Source organism: Variovorax sp. GW823-FHT04B03 (assembly GCF_058796495.1).
In genome coordinates this window covers 311,554-327,829 of record NZ_JBXAIT010000005.1, presented here as the reverse complement: position 1 = coordinate 327,829, position 16,276 = coordinate 311,554, and the positions used below count along the sequence as shown (strand labels likewise).

The 16,276-nt window shown below is 65.1% G+C and carries 15 protein-coding genes; 6 read left to right on the top strand and 9 right to left on the bottom strand.

Going from position 1 to position 16,276, the window contains the following annotated elements:
- Positions 1-8: 8 nt before the first annotated feature.
- Positions 9-851 (bottom strand): GPO family capsid scaffolding protein, encoded by an 843-nt coding sequence (locus tag AC1RAD_RS22525; RefSeq protein WP_492737280.1) that lies wholly within the window; start codon positions 849-851, stop codon positions 9-11.
- A gap of 164 nt (positions 852-1,015) precedes the next feature.
- On the opposite strand from AC1RAD_RS22525, the gene AC1RAD_RS22520 reads away from it, so the two are divergent.
- The 4 genes from AC1RAD_RS22520 to AC1RAD_RS22505 all read left to right on the top strand — a co-directional run bounded on the left by AC1RAD_RS22520 (position 1,016) and on the right by AC1RAD_RS22505 (position 6,125).
- A complete protein-coding gene (locus tag AC1RAD_RS22520) occupies positions 1,016-2,923 on the top strand; it encodes a terminase large subunit domain-containing protein (protein ID WP_492737278.1) in 1,908 nt (635 codons plus the stop codon).
- Positions 2,920-3,981, top strand: coding sequence for a phage portal protein (locus AC1RAD_RS22515; RefSeq protein WP_492737276.1), 1,062 nt, complete (start codon positions 2,920-2,922; stop codon positions 3,979-3,981). Before AC1RAD_RS22520 ends, AC1RAD_RS22515 begins: the two co-directional genes overlap by 4 nt.
- Before the next feature lie 694 nt (positions 3,982-4,675).
- The gene (locus AC1RAD_RS22510) at positions 4,676-5,254 is read left to right on the top strand and encodes a hypothetical protein (RefSeq protein ID WP_492737274.1); all 579 of its coding nucleotides are present in this window, start codon (positions 4,676-4,678) and stop codon (positions 5,252-5,254) included.
- 7 nt (positions 5,255-5,261) lie between these two features.
- A complete protein-coding gene (locus AC1RAD_RS22505) occupies positions 5,262-6,125 on the top strand; it encodes a hypothetical protein (protein WP_492737272.1) in 864 nt (287 codons plus the stop codon).
- Positions 6,126-6,136: 11 nt separating this feature from the next.
- Here the strand turns inward: AC1RAD_RS22505 and AC1RAD_RS22500 are convergent, their stop codons facing one another.
- Both AC1RAD_RS22500 and AC1RAD_RS22495 read right to left on the bottom strand, forming a co-directional pair.
- Positions 6,137-6,880 (bottom strand): SOS response-associated peptidase, encoded by a 744-nt coding sequence (locus tag AC1RAD_RS22500; RefSeq protein ID WP_492737270.1) that lies wholly within the window; start codon positions 6,878-6,880, stop codon positions 6,137-6,139.
- A 6-nt stretch (positions 6,881-6,886) separates the two neighbouring features.
- Positions 6,887-7,414 (bottom strand): hypothetical protein, encoded by a 528-nt coding sequence (locus AC1RAD_RS22495; protein ID WP_492737268.1) that lies wholly within the window; start codon positions 7,412-7,414, stop codon positions 6,887-6,889.
- Positions 7,415-7,442: 28 nt separating this feature from the next.
- Between AC1RAD_RS22495 and AC1RAD_RS22490 the strand changes: the two genes are divergently transcribed.
- Positions 7,443-7,643: a hypothetical protein gene (locus AC1RAD_RS22490; protein WP_492737266.1), complete on the top strand. Its 201-nt coding sequence runs from the start codon at positions 7,443-7,445 to the stop codon at positions 7,641-7,643.
- A 284-nt stretch (positions 7,644-7,927) separates the two neighbouring features.
- Here AC1RAD_RS22490 and AC1RAD_RS22485 read toward each other — a convergent pair whose 3' ends face one another.
- The 6 genes from AC1RAD_RS22485 to AC1RAD_RS22460 are packed head-to-tail and all read right to left on the bottom strand — an operon-like array spanning position 7,928 to position 14,871.
- Positions 7,928-8,326, bottom strand: a complete 399-nt coding sequence (locus tag AC1RAD_RS22485) for a RidA family protein (protein ID WP_056576966.1) — start codon at positions 8,324-8,326, stop codon at positions 7,928-7,930.
- Positions 8,323-9,951, bottom strand: a complete 1,629-nt coding sequence (locus AC1RAD_RS22480) for an AMP-binding protein (protein ID WP_492699490.1) — start codon at positions 9,949-9,951, stop codon at positions 8,323-8,325. The genes AC1RAD_RS22485 and AC1RAD_RS22480 overlap by 4 nt, the downstream gene beginning before the upstream one ends.
- A gap of 4 nt (positions 9,952-9,955) precedes the next feature.
- Positions 9,956-11,149, bottom strand: a complete 1,194-nt coding sequence (locus tag AC1RAD_RS22475; RefSeq protein WP_307582028.1) for an acyl-CoA dehydrogenase family protein — start codon at positions 11,147-11,149, stop codon at positions 9,956-9,958.
- Positions 11,150-11,154: 5 nt separating this feature from the next.
- Positions 11,155-12,009 (bottom strand): enoyl-CoA hydratase family protein, encoded by an 855-nt coding sequence (locus AC1RAD_RS22470; protein ID WP_139700614.1) that lies wholly within the window; start codon positions 12,007-12,009, stop codon positions 11,155-11,157.
- Positions 12,006-12,485 (bottom strand): MarR family winged helix-turn-helix transcriptional regulator, encoded by a 480-nt coding sequence (locus AC1RAD_RS22465; protein ID WP_056576953.1) that lies wholly within the window; start codon positions 12,483-12,485, stop codon positions 12,006-12,008. The genes AC1RAD_RS22470 and AC1RAD_RS22465 overlap by 4 nt, the downstream gene beginning before the upstream one ends.
- A 1-nt stretch (position 12,486) precedes the next feature.
- Positions 12,487-14,871, bottom strand: coding sequence for a bifunctional salicylyl-CoA 5-hydroxylase/oxidoreductase (locus AC1RAD_RS22460; protein WP_492737264.1), 2,385 nt, complete (start codon positions 14,869-14,871; stop codon positions 12,487-12,489).
- Positions 14,872-14,990: 119 nt separating this feature from the next.
- Here AC1RAD_RS22460 and AC1RAD_RS22455 point away from each other — a divergent pair, with 119 nt between their 5' ends.
- On the top strand, positions 14,991-16,259 hold the full coding sequence (locus AC1RAD_RS22455; protein ID WP_062474832.1) for a class I SAM-dependent methyltransferase: 1,269 nt from the start codon (positions 14,991-14,993) through the stop codon (positions 16,257-16,259).
- Positions 16,260-16,276: the final 17 nt, after the last annotated feature.

Sequence of the window (16,276 nt, the reverse complement as noted above, 5' to 3'; positions counted from 1 at the left end):
TGTGCGTTTCAGCAGTCCGTCTTTGCGGTGCCGTTGCCGCCAGCCGCGGGCGGGCGGGGGGTGCCGGCCGGGGTGTTGTCGAGTGCGTTGTATTTGGCTTGCAGGGCATCGAGCTGGGTCTTCAGCTGTCCGATGGCCTTGTCGGCGGCGCTCAGCTTCGAAGTCGTGTCTGCAGCGTGCTGCTCGAAGGCTTCGCCGATTTGCTGGAAGCCTTCGACCACGGCGGCGAAGCGCGCGTCGTCCGTGGTTGCCTTGCTTCCGAACTTGGCCAGCGCGCCGCTGATGGCGGTGCGCAGCTTGGCCAGGGCGCCATCGTCTGCGGCGTCCTCGAATTCGAGAGTGGCTTCTTCCGCCGAGGTGAACAGATCCTCGGGCTGTTCCTTGCGCGCGGCGAACGGGCTCGCGTCCGGGTTCTTGGCAGCGAACTCGAGCATTTCCGTGCCCAGGCTCGCGGGGTTGTCGGTGACGGCGAGGCCGATGAGATAGGCCTTGTCGGTGTCGGCGAACTTGGGCCGCACTTCCATCGAGGTGTAGATCTTCTGGCGCTTCTTGTTGATCGCGATCAGCTCGTCGGTGGGCGAGATCTGCGCGAAGAGGGCGAGCTTCTTCACGCCGCCGATTTCGACCTCTTCGGTCTTGAGGGCCAGAACGTCGCCGTAGGCGCGGAAGTCGCTGTTCGGGCTGTAGCCACGCATGTGCTCGACGTTGATGCGCGCGCCGTACACGGTCGGGTTGTAGCTGGCGGCCATCTGTTCGAGCCAGGCCCGGTCGATGATGCGGCCGTCGCTGGTGGCGCCTTCGACGCCGACGCGGAAGAACTTGGAAACCGGCTTTTTCGCGGTGGTGGACATTGGCTTGACTCGCTGCTGGTTGATGGGTTGCCGCAGTGGTGTTGCGACGTGCCAGCCAATGGTGTCCGTGGTGTCGTGCGCGCTCAAGCCGCTGCGCGTGTGGCAGTGGCGGGGACTGTTGGACGTGGTGGCGATGCTTCGCGCGCGCGGGCAACCTCGGTGTCATGCCCCTTAAATCCGCTGCGCCCGGCCGCGCTCGCCGGTCTGTCTCCGCTGCTGCGAAGTCCGCGCCGCACAAGCGTGGGCGGGTTGCGAGCACTGCCAAAGTGGCATCGCCTGCTGTCGTTGCTGACGGCGTCGCGAGCACTGAGACGGGCCAGATTGCCACGTTGACGCCGCAGGCGCAACCCCGCACCGCGGCGCGCTTCCTTGCTTGGACAGGGTGGAAGGTCAAGCAGATCGCCGAGCACCTGGGCGTTCCAGCGTCGACTGTGTACGGCTGGAAGGAGGCGGACAAGTGGGATGACGCGCAGCCGCTCGACCGCGTCAATGGTGCGCTCGAAGTGCGTCTGATCCAGCTCATCCTGAAGACGGAGAAGACCGGCGGCGACTACAAGGAAATCGACCTGCTGGGGCGACAGCTGGAGCGCACCGCGCGGGTGGAAAAGTACCAGCAGACCGGGCGCGAAGGCGACCTGAATCCGAACATCGCAGCGCGCAACGCTTCCCCGAAGCGAAAGCCCAAGCGCAACGAGTTCAGCGAAGACCAGATCGCGCTGCTCGAAACGAAGCTGCGCGAGTCGAACTTCCCCTTCCATCAAACGTGGTTCGATCAGCAGTACCAGCGCCTGCGCGCGATCCTCAAGGCACGGCAGATCGGCGCGACGTTCTATTTCTCGCGTGAAGCCCTGCTGTCAGCTGCGAAAGAGGGACGCAACAAGCTGTTCCTGTCGGCGTCGAAGGCGCAGGCCCACCAGTTCCGCAGCTACATCGTCGACTTCGCGAAAGAGGTGGACGTCGAGCTGAAGGGCGAGAACATCAAGTTGTGGAACGGCGCAGAGCTGATGTTCCTGGGCACCAACGCGATGACGGCCCAGTCGTACCACGGCGACTTTTACTTCGATGAATTCTTTTGGGTTCCGCGCTTCAGGACCATCAACAAACTGGCCAGCGCGATGGCCTCGCACAAGCATTGGCGAAAAACCTACTTCAGCACGCCGTCGGCGATGTCGCACGAAGCCTATGGCTTCTGGACCGGCGACGACAGGAACAAGGGGCGCGCGAAGAAAGACCACGTTCGCATCAACACGACCCACAAGGCGCTGCGCGGCGGCGCGCTGGGTTTGGACCGGAAGTGGCGCGACATCGTCACGGTGGAAGACGCCGTGGCGATGGGCTTCGATCTGTTCGACATCGCCGAGCTGCGCGAGGAATACAGCGTCGACGAGTTCGCGAACCTCTTCATGTGCCAGTTCATCGACGACAGCCTGTCGTTGTTCACGCTCGCACAGATGCAGGCGTGCATGGTCGATAGTTGGGAAACGTGGAGCGACGTAAAGCCGCTGTGGATTCGTCCCTACGCACATTTCCCCGTCTGGGTTGGATACGACCCTTCGGACAAGGGCGACGCCGCCGCGCTCGTGGTGGTCGCGCCGCCGCGCACCCCTGGCGGCAAGTTCCGCATCTTGCATCGCGAGCAGTTCAAGGGCTCCGACTTCGAGGCACAGGCCGAGGCGATCCGCCGCATTACCCAGCAATACAACGTCGTGCACATCGGCATCGACAAGACCGGCCTGGGTGAAGGCGTGCACCAGATCGTCAAGAAGTTCTTTCCCCAGGTGAAGGGCTACCAGTACAGCATCGAGGTGAAACAGCGCCTCGTGCTCAAGGCACAGCAGGTGATCCACAAAGGCCGTCTGGAGTTTGACGCCGGCTGGACCGACATCGCTGCGGCCTTCATGGCCATCAAACGCGTGCTGACGGCCAGCGGCCGGAACGTGACATACGACTCGGGGCGCTCCGAAGTGACGGGCCACGCAGATCTTGCGTGGGCAACGATGCACGCGCTCGACAACGAAACACTGGCCGGCGACGTGGTCGGCGGCAACTCTCGCATGGAGATTTTTGGATGAGCAAACGCAAGAACGGCCACGGCCGCGAATTGGTCCGCACCCCGCCGGCGGTCACGGCCACCACGCTGATGACGCAGAGCGATGGAAGCACCGTCGAGGCGTTCAGCTTCGGCGATCCTGAGCCGGTGAGCCGCATCCAGCTGCTGGACTATGTCGAGAGCATGTTCAACGGCCGCTGGTACGAGCCGCCATTGCCGTGGGAAGGGCTGGCGAGCGCATTCCGCGCGTCGCCGCACCACGGCTCGGCGATCTACCTGAAGCGCAACCTGCTGAAGTCGCTGTTCATGCCGCATCCGCGGCTGTCGGCCGCGACGTTCGGCGCCATGGCGCTGGACTTTCTTGTCTTCGGCAATGCATACGTCGAGCAGCCGCGCGCCTACACGGGGCGGCCGTTGGAGCTGCGGCACGCGCTCGCGAAGTTCACCCGGCGCGGCCAGGAGGCGGGCCACTATTTCTTCGTGCGCGGCTGGCTTCAAGAGCACGAGTTTCCAACCGGCTCGGTCTTCCACCTGCGCGAGGACGATGTCAATCAAGAGATCTATGGCCTGCCCGAGTACATCAGCGCGCTGCAGTCGGCCTGGCTGAACGAGGCGGCGACGATGTTCCGGCGCAAGTACTACGCGAACGGCTCGCACGCGGGCTTCATCCTCTATCTGACCGAGGGGCAGGTCGACAACGATGACGCGAACGCGCTGCGCAAGGCGTTGAAGGACTCGAAGGGGCCGGGCAACTTCCGCAATCTGTTCCTGCACATGCCGGGCGGCAAGGCCGACGGGCTGAAGTTGATCCCCGTGAGCGAGGTGGCGGCCAAGGACGACTTCGCTGCGATCAAGAACGTGAGCAAGGATGACGTGCTGGCCGCACACCGCGTGCCGCCGGGCCTGCTGGGCATGGTGCCGACCAATGCCGGCGGCTTCGGCAATGCGCCCCAGGCTCTGGCCGTGTTCATCGAGAACGAGATCCGGCCGCTCATGCAGCGCTTCCGCGAGCTGAACGACTGGGCCGGCGAGGAACTGGTGCGTTTCATCGAGCCGCCCGGCGTGGCCGCGGCGGGCTGATCGTCTAACTCCATTTGGGAAAACAGCCCTCCATGGCGGTGGGGTGCGCCCGAAGAATGATGGTTCCGTAACAACCCAAAAGGGTGAACCATCATGGCCTTGACGCCTCAGCAGCAAGAGTGGCACGACTACATCGTCCCACTCGAATACCCCGCAACGCCGTTTCTTGTTCCCGGTCCCGGGGGCATTCAGATCTGGCAGGCGCCCGCGCCGCCGCCGCCGCCGGAACGTGTGATCTTCGAGCACCCCATGCCCGAGGGATGGAAGCCGCGGCGCGGCGCTGGCCGTAGCCGTTAGAGCGGAACGCGCGGACATCAATCAACCCCAAGGGCGCACGTAGCGCCCTTTTTTTCGTCCGGGTGTCGTCTCGCTCTGCCGCTCGCCTCGCGGCGCATCCACGGGCCTGCCAGGGCCATCGGCTGGCCCTTTCATCGCGGAGGGGGCGCCGCCCGGTCGGGCGAGCCGCCTGCACCCCCTGGCGCGCGGTCTAGCCCCCACCGAGCCCGCACGCTTCGGGTAGCGGTTTTTACGACCCGGTCGGTCAAGTTCCAGCCCGCGCCTGTACTGGCGCGGTTGTCGTTTTCACATCGTGGTTTTATTTCCCGTTTTTACGGGTTTCTACGCGCGTGCTTTTATACCTATTGTTTCAGTTCGCGCAGTGCGATCATTCGCCCTCCCATCTAAATGGCCCCCAATGGACAACTTTTTGCTTGAACTTTATTTAGGCCAAGTCGTTGAAGAGTGCGAAGGTGCATTCGCTGCGGTTGACGCGCTCAATGCTGCGTTGGGCTCGAATGGCGACCCTATAGATCCTGCTCAGGTGATCATTCATCGCTCGGCGGCGGTTTCGCGAATGTTTTGGCCACCAGGGTCGAAGAACAAGAAGTCCCGACAGCGGTCGGATAGTCGTGGGGCCAAGCTGCGGCAAGCTCTCGGGTTGCAGATCCCTCATGCTGTCCAAGCGCGCACGTTGAGAGATCACCTTGAGCACTTCGACGAGAGGCTAGACGATTGGGCAGAGCGAACCGTTCATAGGAACATCGTCAGACGTCTCATAGGTCCCCGACACGCTGTTGCCGGCAACATAGAGGATCACGACATCATCCATCACTACGACCCGCAGGCTCGCGTATATGCGTTTCGGGGCGAGAAATTCGACATCGAAGCACTGATCGGCGGGCTCAGAGACATCTACGACCGTAGCCAACAAAAGCTGGTGTCTATCGACCTCGCAAGGCGTCAAGCGACGGCCCCTGGCAGTGCGAGCAGCTAGCTTCGGTATGGAAAAGCTCGAACGACATTGCATTTTCTGCAAGGCTTCGCTGACCTCGGAGAATCGAGCCAAGGAGCACGTTTTGAAGAAGTCGTGGCTCAAAGAGCTGGGCCTATCGAAGGCACCCTTAGGGCTTGGCGGGAGAGCGAAGGACAAGGTGGTATGGGATCGATCGATGGCTGCGGATGCTTTGCAAGCCGGAGAGATTTGCAATACCTGCAATAACGGCTGGATGAGAGAAGTTGATCATGCCGCCGAGCCGCACATTTTTGCGCTTCTACGAAACGAAATCGGGCCACACGAATTGAGCCTCCCGGAGCGGCTCCTTATTGTGCGATGGCTTCTCAAGACAGCGTGCGCCTTTGAAGCAACCGATCACAAGAATCGTCGGCACATTCCGCCTGAACTAATTTCAGGTGTGATGCGTGGGGACTATTTGCCAAGGGGATTTGTTGCTTGCGTCACTCCTGCGGAACTAACTTGCAAGGATGTAGGGGTCAGCCAAGTTGACGTTTGGATCGGGGATGCAGACCTAAAGCCCGGACCCCAAAGGGAACGGCTTAAGTTCTGCGTCCAGTACGGCTCACTTGCGTTCTCGTGCGCATATTTTGATTCACCTGGCGTCATCTTCGGACTTGTACCGGGAGTTCACTATGTGCTCTTGTCTCACGACTCGGACATCGAATGGGCACCGGAGCTTCGGGAGATAGCCATAAAAGCGCTGGACGAAAACCCAATGTTCGGACGTGTACTGACTAACTTTGTGATGTTTTCAATCGGCATTGATTTCGTTTCAAAACGTCGTCGCCCGAAACTTGCTACTTCTAATTTCTGGAACTCGTTGATCGGCAGAAGCAGCCCCAACCCTTGAAGAGCGTCAATCTAGAAGAGATCGAGCTGCGGCGGGGGTGGGAGCTTCGGTGAGCCGTTGGCTGCGCGCTTGGGCTTTCGCGCCCCTGTCGGCCTTTCCTTCTTCGTCCGTTCCGCGAGTGGGGCGGGGTAGGTATCGAGCTGGCCCATCCACTGCCGAAGGAACTGCGGCGCCTGATGCACCGGACAGGTTAGCCAGTCGTCGTAGTCCTCCGGGTCGAGGATGACCACCATCCGCTTCTCGTCGCCGGGCTTGTGAAAGCGCGACATCACGGGATGCCCATCGGCATTGATCGTGATCATCGCGAAGCTGAATAGCTCTTCACCGGTTTCCGGGTTGGGCCACTTTTCCCAAATGCCCGCGAGCCCGAGCGGCACCTCTCCAGGCTGCTGTATGCGGTAGCGCACTGGCTTGCTCTCTTCGGTCTCGTAGTAGGGCTCGAATATCGCTTCCGCAGGGATCACGCAGCGCTGCCCCAGGCGCCATGCACTGCGGTAGCTGGGCAGCTTCGCGATGGTCTCGGCCTTCGCGTTGTAGGTCTTGCGCCCGTACGCAAGTTCTTTGGCGAAGCCGGGTAGCAGGCCGAACGCGCCGTCGTCGACACGCCGGTTTCCCGATCCATCTTCAGCCAGCCGGATGAATGGCGCCATGCCGGTCGGCCATGTGAGCACCGGTCGTTCATCGTCTTCACGGACGACGCCGAAGAAGGACAGCAGGCGGTCCGCTCGGCTGACGGTTTCGTAGTTGCTGCACATGGCCGGTCAAAAATACCCCGGCGAAAGGCCCGAGGCCGTTGTGGGGTCATAGGGCATCCGCCGTGTCGACCGCCTTGTCAGCGTCTCGGCGATGTTCCGCGCCTCAATCGACTGTGCCAGCTCACGCTCGCGCGCCTGGCGCCGTGATTCGGCGGGATTGCCGTAGCGGTCCCCGTCGTCTTCAAATCCGCCTCGTGGGATCGCCACCGGCCGGCAGAACCACGTCTGCGAGTAATCGTCCGACTTGATGTTTTTCGAGCCGATGCCGCGCGGCTTCACCTCGATGCCCGATATCAAGATGCCGCCTTGGATCTTCCGCAAGCGTGCCCGGTCGAGTGCTGGGATGACGTACGTCTCGCCGTCAGGCTGGGTGAGCGTCGCGAGGTAGATGCTGCGACCTGGCCGCGGGTCGTAGATGCGCTCCATGTAGGTGAGATCGCCAACCCTTCGGGTGTGTTTGATCGCCTCCACGGATTGGAGCTTTCCACCCTCGAAGCGGGTGCGGAAGACCTCGTAGGCGATCAGCGTTGACACTGGATAAATATACAGTACTATTTAATCCATGGACGACGAGATTCCGACCGACATATGGGTCTACTACTGCGCCCGACGCCTGAAGGTCCACTGGCGCACCGTGGACACCGAGCAGCTTGAAGAGCTGGCTGCTGACCTGGCCTGCGACGCGCATCTGCGCGCGCTGTCACCGCAGGCGGCGGCGGCGCTCTTTCTTGAGCCTGTGACGCATCCCGACCGGACGATGTAGGCCGGTTCTCAGCGAACGCGCGCGCTGCTGTTGGGGATCGCGACAAGTCTCTCTTGTCCAAATCCCCCTCGCGCAACCAATTTAAAAGGCCCTTTGAGAAATCAAAGGGCCTTTTTCTTTGTCCAAATTCTTTTGGAAATTCCTGGTCGAAATTCGACACAAAAAAAAGCCCTCGCGAAGAGGGCTTTTCTGTTTTCGGACCCGCCCCGCGAAGAGGCCGGTTTCGAGAACGTGCGCGGCAGCGGCGCATGACGATTGCGCTGACGCGCAGCCCAAGCGCAGGATCAGTCCGGAATGACCGCCGTCACCTCGATCTCCACCTTCGCGCGGTGCTCCACCAGTGCCGCCACCTGCACGCAGGTCATGGCCGGGAAGTTGCGGCCCAGCGCGTCTCGGTAGACCGGGCCGAGCTCGGACAGGCGGCGGCTGTACTCGTCGCGGTCCGTCACGTACCAAGTCATGCGCACCATGTGCTCGGGGCCGGCACCGGCTTCGCGCAGCACCTCGGCGATGTTGCGCAGCGCCTGGCCGCACTGGTCGATGAAGTCGTCGGATTCGAACTGCTGCTGGGCATTCCAGCCGATCTGGCCGCCGACGAACACTTGGGTGCCGCGCGCCGCGATGCCGTTTGCATAGCCCTTCGGGGGCAGCCAGCCCGGGGGCTGAATGAGTTTGTTCGTCATGATGGTGTGTTGCTGTTGAGTTGTCTCAATTTGAAGCGCTGGAGTTTGCCGGTTTCGGTGCGCGGCAGCGCCGTCACGAACTCGATCTCCCGCGGGTACTTGAAGGGGGCGATGGTGGCTTTCACGTGGTCCTGGAGGGCCTTCACCATCGCTGCGTCGCCGGTGTTGCCGGGCTTGAGCACGCAGAAGGCCTTCACGATCATGCCCCGGTCGGTATCGGGCTTGCCGATCACACCGCACTCGGCCACGGCCGGGTGCTTGAGCAGCGCATCCTCCACCTCCGGGCCGCCGACGTTGTAGCCGGCCGTGATGATCATGTCGTCCGCACGCGCCTGATAGAAGAAGTAGCCGTCGTCATCCTGCACGAAGGAGTCGCCGGGATAGTTCCAGCCGTTCTTCACATAGTCGCCCTGGCGCGGATCGTCGAGGTAGCGGCAGCCGACCGGGCCTTGCAGCGCAAGCTTGCCGACCGTGCCGCGCGGCACTTCGTTGCCCTGGTCGTCGACCACCTTGGCCGTGAACCCCGGCACCGCCTTGCCGACGGCGCCGCGGCGCACTTCGTCGCCGGCGGCCGAGATGTAGATGTGGAACACCTCGGTGCCGCCGATGCCGTCGAGCATCTCGATGCCGGTGGTCTCCTTCCAGAGTTGGCGCGTGGCGTCGGGAAGCGCCTCGCCTGCGCTCACGCAGATGCGCAGGCTCGGCGCCCCGTGCTGCCGGACGAAGGGTGCCATCTGGCGATAGAAGGTGGGCGCGGTGTAGCAGATGGTCGCGCCGACCTCGTTGATGAGCTTCACGAGCGCTTCGGGCGAGAAGGCGCCCTCGGGAAAGTACACCGACGCACCGGCCCACATCGGGAAGACCAGCAAGCCGCCGAGCCCGAAGGTGAAGGCCAGCGGCGGCGTGCCGACCACGATGTCGTCGCTGCGCGCACGCAGCACGTGGCGCGGCCAGGTCTGGCACATGGCGACCACGTCGCGGTGCGTGGTGACGGGCGCCTTGGGCTTGCCCGTGGTGCCCGAGGTGAAGGCCAGCAGCGCGATGTCGTCGGCCGCCGTGGGGCAGGCCTGGAACACACCGCTCTTGCTTGCCGCGCGCGCCGACAGCGAATCGGGTGCATCGGGCTGGTTGAAGGCGATCACCGTCGCGAGCACCGGGTGCGCCTGTTGCGCGGCCACCAGCTCCTCGAGCAGGCGGCCTTCGCACAGTGCGGCCACGGGTTGCGATTTCTCGATGATCTCGCCGAGCTCCTTGGCGCGCAGCAGCGGCATCGTCGCCACCGCGATCAGCCCGGCCTTGACCACGGCCAGCCACGACAGCGCCATCCACACCGAGTTGCCGCCGCGCAGCAGCACGCGGTTGCCGGGCACGAGCCCGAGATCCTCGACCAGCACCTGGGCGATGCGGTTCACCTCGACGCCCGCCTGGGCGTAGGTGAGCACGCCGGCGGGCGAGCGCAGCATCGGCCGGTCGCCGAAGCCCTTGGCGACCGCCTTGTCCAGCAGCTCCTCGACCAGGTTCAGCTGGTCGGGAAACTGCAGTTCGGGCAGGTCGTAGCGAAAGACCGGCAGCTGCGCGGCAGGCGGCAGGCGGTCATGAACGAAGCGATCGACTTGGGCAGACACGGTTTCACCCCCGCAAAACGGATTTGCCGATGATCAGTTGCTGGACTTCCGTCGCGCCTTCGTAAATGCGCAGCGAGCGGATGTCCCGGTACAGGCTTTCGATCTTGGTGCCGACCTTCACGCCGAGGCCACCATGCATCTGCAGCGCCATGTCGATCACGCGGCTCGCGTTCTCGGTGGCACACATCTTGGCCATGGCGGCTGCGGCCGACACGTCGCCGACTGCCGGCGCGCCGCGGCGCTCCGCGTCGTCGCGCATCCAGGCGGCGCGGTAGGTGAGCAGCGCGGCGCTGTCGATCAGCGCGGCCATCTCGCCGAGCTTGGCCTGCGTGAGCTGGAAGTCGGCCAGCGTCTGGCCGAACATGCGGCGACCCTTGGCATGCGCGATGGCTTCGGCCAGCGCGCGGCGACCCATTCCTAGCGCGGCGGCCGCGACCGAGGCGCGGAAGATGTCGAGCGTGCGCATCGCGAGCTTGAAGCCGCCGTTCAGCGTGCCCAGCTGCGCCGTGCGCGGCACGACGCAGTTGTCGAAGCGCAGGGTGGCCAGCGGGTGCGGCGCCATCACGTCGATGTGGGCCGAGGTGTCGAGCCCCGGCGTCGTTGCGTCGACGATGAACACCGTGATGCCGCGCGTGCCGGCCGTGGGGTCGGTCTTGGCGAACACGCAGTAGAAGTCGGCGATGCCGCCGTTGCTGATCCAGGTCTTTTCGCCGTTCAGGCGCCAGCCGTCGGCGGTGGGCTCGGCGCGCATCGCCATCGCTGCGACGTCGGAGCCGGCCTCGGGTTCGCTGAGCGCGAAGGCCGCGATCTTCGCGCCCTTGCCCACGGCCGTGAGGTACTGCGACTGCTGCTCGGGCGTGCCGTCCAGCGTGATCGCGCCGCTGCCCAGGCCCTGCATCGCGAAGGCGAAGTCGGCCAGTGGCGAGTGGTAGCCGAGCGTTTCGCGCAGCAGCACGAGCGCGCGCGAATCGAGGCGCTCGAGCGCGCCGCCGGCACTGCCGGGCACCGCGTAGCGCAACCAGCCGGCGTCGCCGAGGCGGCGCACCCATTCGCGGCAGGCGGCGCGGTCGTCGCGCTCGTCGATCTCCTGGGCGGCGCACCAGGGCAGCAGGTCGTTGGCGAGCGCGCGGTGCGCGTCGTCGAAGAACGGCAGCGCGAGGTGCGCGGTCGACGGTGGGGCGGGGATCTTGGTCATCATGCGCGTCAGTCTCCGCCGAACACCGGCTTGCGCTTGGCCGCGAAGGCCTCGTAGGCGCGCTTGAAGTCTTCGGTCTGCATGCAGATCGCCTGTGCCTGCGCTTCGGCCTCGATGGCCTGGTCGATGGTCATCGACCATTCCTGCGACAGCATGGTCTTGGTCATGCCGTGCGCGAAGCTCGGGCCCTCGGCCAGATCGCGCGCGACCTTGGTGGCGGCGTCGAGCAGCGAGGCGCTGTCGTGCAGTGCGTTGAAGAAGCCCCAGGCCTGACCTTCGTCGGCGGTCATGGCGCGGCCGGTGAACAGCAGCTCCGAGGCGCGGCCCTGGCCGATCACGCGCGGCAGCAGTGCGCAGGCGCCCATGTCGGCGCCGGCCAAACCCACGCGGGTGAACAGGAACGCGGTGCGCGTGGCGGGCGTGCCGTAGCGCAGGTCGCAGGCCAGCGCGATCATCGCGCCGGCACCGGCGCACACGCCGTCGATGGCACCGACGATGGGCTGCGGGCAGTTGCGGATGGCCTTCACGAGGTCGCCCGTCATGCGCGTGAACTCGAGCAGCTCGGGCATGCGCATGCCGGTCAGCGGGCCGATGATTTCATGCACGTCGCCGCCCGAGCAGAAGTTGCCGCCAGCGCCGGTGACGACGATCACCTTCACGTCGGTCGCGTAGGTCAGCGCGCGGAACAGGTCGCGCAGCTCGGCGTACGAGTCGAAGGTCAGCGGGTTCTTGCGCTCGGGGCGGTTCAGCGTGATGGTGCCGACGCCGGCCTCGAAACGCCAGGCAAAGTGCTCGGCCTTGTAGTCGGCCTTGGGTTCGAATTGCGCGCGCATGGGATTGCTTGCGCCGATGTAGTGCTTCATGCGGTCTCCGCCAATTGGCTGCTGTGGGAATGTTGCTTGACCTTGCCGAGCAGCTTGTGAAGCTGCGCGATCTCCTTGGGGTTGAGGCTCGAGAAAGCCTCGACGATCCAGTCTTCGTGCTGCTGCGCCATCTCGTTGAAGAGCTTGCGTCCGCGCGGCGTGAGGCGCACGCGCCAGGCGCGGCGGTCGCCCTCGACGTTGATGCGCTCCACCAGCCCTTCGGTCACGAGCTGGTCGGTGATGCCGGTGACGTTGCCGCCCGTGACCATCATGCGGCGCGAGAGCTCGTTCATCTTCAGGCCGTCGGGCGAGCGCTCGAGCTGCGACATGAGATCGAAGCGCGGCAGCGTGGTGGCGAACTGCGCGCGCAGTCCGTTGCGCACCTGCTTTTCCACCAGCTGCGTGCAGGTGAGCAGGCGCAGCCAGAGGCGCAGCGCCTCGGGGTGCTCGCTGTGGGCGCGTGCTTCGAGGTCCATGTCAGTGTGTCTCTTCGGTGTCGGCCGCGCGGCCTGCGGCAGCGGTGGCCGCGGCGATCTGCTGCTGCTTGGCGATCTCGCGGTACATCTGGTCGCGGCCGCTCAGGTACTGCTTGGGCCAGTCGACGTCGCGGCTTTGCAGCTTGGCGGCTTCGTGCAGCGTCCAGGCCGGGTCGGCCAGGTGCGGGCGCGCCACGGCGCACAGGTCGGCGCGGCCGGCCGCGATGATGCTGTTGGCCTGGTCGGCGTCGGTGATGGCGCCCACCGCGATGGTCGAGATGCCGACCTCGTTGCGGATGCGGTCGGCGAACGGCGTCTGGTACATGCGGCCGTACACGGGCTTGGCGGCGCGCGTGGTCTGGCCCGAGGACACGTCGATGAAGTCGGCGCCGGCCTCCTTGAAGAGGCGCGCGACCACCACGGCGTCGGCGTCGGTGTTGCCGCCGGGCGCCCAGTCGTGCGCCGAGATGCGCACGCTCATCGGCTTGTCGGCCGGCCACACGGCGCGCATCGCGCGGAACACTTCGAGCGGGTAGCGGCAGCGCGCTTCGATGTCGCCGCCGTACTCGTCGGTGCGCAGGTTGGTGAGCGGGCTGATGAAGGCCGACAGCAGGTAGCCGTGCGCGCAGTGCAGCTCGAGCCAGTCGAAGCCGCACTCGACCGCGCGGCGCGTGGAATCGACGAACTGGTCGCGCAGCGTGTCCATCTCGGCGCGCGTGATCGCGGCCGGCAGCTGGTTCTGTTCGCCATAGGGCAGGGCGCTCGCGCCGAGCACCGGCCAGTTGCCGCTTTCGAGCGGCTCGTCGGTGCCTTCCCAGCCCACGCGCGTCGAGCCCTTGGGGCCGCTGTGGCCGAGCTGGATCGCGATCTTGGCGCTCGACTGCGTGTGCACGAAGTCGACGATGCGCTTGAACGCGGCCTGCTGCGTGTCGTTGTACAGGCCCGTGCAGGCCGGCGTGATGCGACCTTCGGGCGTCGGGCTCGTCATTTCGACGCACACCATCGCGGCGCCGCCGAGCGCGCGTGCGCCCAGGTGCACCAGCAGGAAGTCTTGCGGCACGCCGTCGACTGCGCTGTAGGTGGCCATCGGCGAGACCACGATGCGGTTCTTGAGCTCGAGCCCGCGCACCTTCAGCGGCATCAGCATCGGCGCCACGGCCTTGCCGCCCGCCAGCCACTGCTCGTAGCCGCCGAGCCATTGCGTGTCGCGCACGCGCAGGTTCTCGTGGCTGATGCGCTGCGAGCGCGTGAGCAGCGAGTAGGCGAACTGCTCGATCTCCATGCCCGTGTAGCGCGGCACGTTCTCGAACCATTCGGTGGAGTTGCGCGCGGCGTTCTGGATCTTCAGCACCTCGACGCTGCGGCGCGCTTCATAGCCTTCCAGCACGTGGTCGACGGTGCCGCCCTGTGCGAATTCGTTGGCCAGGTCGATCGCGTCTTCCAGCGCGAGCTTGGTGCCCGAGCCGATCGAGAAGTGCGCCGTGTGCGCGGCGTCGCCCATGAGCACGACAGGCACCGAGCGGCCTTCGACGTCGATGCGGTGCGTCCAGCGCTCGCACACCACGCGCGGAAAGCGGATCCAGTTGGCCGAACCGCGCAGGTGCGTGGCGTTGCTGATGAGCGAATGCCCGCCCAGGTACTTGGCGAACAGCTTCTCGCAGAAGGCGATGGCCTCGGGCTGCTCCATCTGGTCGAGGCCGTGGGCCTTCCACACGGCTTCGGGCGTCTCGACGATGAAGGTCGAGGTCTTGTCGTCGAACTGGTAGGCATGCGCCTGGAACCAGCCATGCTCGGTCTGTTCGAAGGCGAAGGTGAAGGCGTCGAAGGTCTGGTGCGTGCCCAGCCACACGAAGCGGCAGTTGCGCAGGTCGATGTCGGGCTTGAACACGTCGGCATAGCGCTGGCGGATGCGGCTGTTGAGGCCGTCGCTGGCAATGACGAGGTCGGCCTTGTACTGTGCGGCAATGGCCTGGTCATCGGTGGCGTCGGTCTCGAACACCAGCTCCACGCCGAGTTCGAGGCAGCGTTCCTGCAGGATGTTCAACAGGCGCTTGCGGCCGATGCCGCAGAAGCCGTGGCCGCCCGAGCGCACCTGGCGGCCCTTGAAGAAGACCTGGATGTCGTCCCAGTGGTGGAACTCGTTGCCGATGAGCGCGGCAGTCGGGCCGTCGGCCTCGCGCAGGTTGCCCAGCGTCTGGTCGCTGAGCACCACGCCCCAGCCGAAGGTGTCGAAGGGGCGGTTGCGTTCGACCACGGTGATCTGCAGCGCCGGGTTGCGGGCCTTCATCAGCAGGGCGAAATACAGGCCGGCTGGACCCCCACCGATGCACAGGATGCGCTGGAGGTCCGAGGCGGGCGCGAGGCGGGGGGAGATCAAGCTGTTCATGGTTGAATAGTTTAGGCATAAACAATCTGTTGTCAACGAGGGCTTCTCTGCAGAGGCCTGCGGCCCGCGCGGCTGCGCGATGTCATGCAAATCCTTGGAAAAATCAATACCATGGACGCATGCAACACTTGATACCCAAGATCGAGTCGCAGCTGGCCTCGCTGCCCGTGCCCATCGCACTGGAGCTGCCCGACGGGCGCCGGGTCGCCCAGGCGGGTTCACGCGTGACGCTGGCTTTCAAGGAGTGGTCGGTGCTGGCCAAGCTGGCCGGCCGGCAGGTCGGGGCCATCGGCGAGGCCTACGTCGAGGGCAAGGTGCAGATCGAGGGCGCCATGCGCGACCTGATCGACGCCACCGTCGGCCTGTTGCCCGGCAACCCGGCCGAGACCGACACCACCTGGTGGAGCCGCCTGCAGCGCCGCGCCAAGTCGCGCGGCTCGCACTCGCTGCGCAAGGACGCCGCGCAGATCGAGTTCCACTACGACGTCTCCGACGATTTCTACGCGCTGTGGCTGGACCCGCGCCGCGTCTATTCATGTGCCTACTTCCGCACGCCCGAGCTCACGCTGGCGCAGGCGCAGGAAGCCAAGCTCGACCACATCTGCCGCAAGCTCATGCTGCAGCCCGGCGAGCGTTACCTGGACATCGGTTCAGGCTGGGGCGCGCTGCTGCTGTGGGCGGCCGAGCACTACGGCGTGGACGCCACCGGCATCACGCTGTCGAAGAACCAGCATGCGCACGTGCAACGGCTCATCGAAGAAAAGGGGCTGCAGGGCCGCGTGCGCGTGGAGCTGCGCGACTACCGCGAACTGCCCGATGACCAGCCCTTCGACAAGATCTCGTCGGTGGGCATGTTCGAGCATGTGGGCGCGGCCAACATGCCGACCTACTTCCACAAGATCCACACCCTGCTCAAGCCGGGCGGGCTGGTGCTCAACCACGGCATCACCTCGGGCGAGCTGAACTACCGCCAGCTCGGCGCGGGCATGGGCGACTTCATCGAGAAGTACATCTTCCCCGGCGGCGAGCTGCTGCACGTGACGCACGTGCTGCGCGAGACCGCGGCGGCCGGGCTGGAGATGGTCGACACCGAGAGCCTGCGCCCGCACTACGCGCGCACGCTGTGGGCCTGGTCGGACGCGCTCGAGGCGCAGCTCGATGCCGCGCGCGAGGTGCTGGGGCGCAGCGGCGGGCGCCAGGGCGAGAACGCCGAGCGCATTCTTCGCGCCTACCGCCTGTACCTCGCGGGCTCGGCGATGAGCTTCGAGCAGGGCTGGATCTCGCTGCACCAGATGCTGTCGACCAAGCCCGACGGCAAGGTCGAACACGGTGCCTTGCGCGGTGCGCAATCGGTGTACCCTTTTGCCCGTGACTACATCTACAAATAAGTGAGGACACCACCACC

What these genes read in the sequence shown, in the direction of transcription:
- AC1RAD_RS22525 (WP_492737280.1), bottom strand. Translation starts at nt 851, where the DNA reads ATGTCCACCACCGCGAAAAAGCCGGTTTCCAAGTTCTTCCGCGTCGGC.
- AC1RAD_RS22500 (WP_492737270.1), bottom strand. Translation starts at nt 6,880, where the DNA reads ATGTGCAGCAACTACGAAACCGTCAGCCGAGCGGACCGCCTGCTGTCC.
- AC1RAD_RS22475 (WP_307582028.1), bottom strand. Translation starts at nt 11,149, where the DNA reads ATGATGACCAAGATCCCCGCCCCACCGTCGACCGCGCACCTCGCGCTG.
- AC1RAD_RS22510 (WP_492737274.1), top strand. Translation starts at nt 4,676, where the DNA reads ATGGACAACTTTTTGCTTGAACTTTATTTAGGCCAAGTCGTTGAAGAG.
- AC1RAD_RS22455 (WP_062474832.1), top strand. Translation starts at nt 14,991, where the DNA reads ATGCAACACTTGATACCCAAGATCGAGTCGCAGCTGGCCTCGCTGCCC.
- AC1RAD_RS22520 (WP_492737278.1), top strand. Translation starts at nt 1,016, where the DNA reads ATGCCCCTTAAATCCGCTGCGCCCGGCCGCGCTCGCCGGTCTGTCTCC.
- AC1RAD_RS22515 (WP_492737276.1), top strand. Translation starts at nt 2,920, where the DNA reads ATGAGCAAACGCAAGAACGGCCACGGCCGCGAATTGGTCCGCACCCCG.
- AC1RAD_RS22465 (WP_056576953.1), bottom strand. Translation starts at nt 12,485, where the DNA reads ATGGACCTCGAAGCACGCGCCCACAGCGAGCACCCCGAGGCGCTGCGC.
- AC1RAD_RS22505 (WP_492737272.1), top strand. Translation starts at nt 5,262, where the DNA reads ATGGAAAAGCTCGAACGACATTGCATTTTCTGCAAGGCTTCGCTGACC.
- AC1RAD_RS22485 (WP_056576966.1), bottom strand. Translation starts at nt 8,326, where the DNA reads ATGACGAACAAACTCATTCAGCCCCCGGGCTGGCTGCCCCCGAAGGGC.
- AC1RAD_RS22460 (WP_492737264.1), bottom strand. Translation starts at nt 14,871, where the DNA reads ATGAACAGCTTGATCTCCCCCCGCCTCGCGCCCGCCTCGGACCTCCAG.
- AC1RAD_RS22490 (WP_492737266.1), top strand. Translation starts at nt 7,443, where the DNA reads ATGGACGACGAGATTCCGACCGACATATGGGTCTACTACTGCGCCCGA.
- AC1RAD_RS22470 (WP_139700614.1), bottom strand. Translation starts at nt 12,009, where the DNA reads ATGAAGCACTACATCGGCGCAAGCAATCCCATGCGCGCGCAATTCGAA.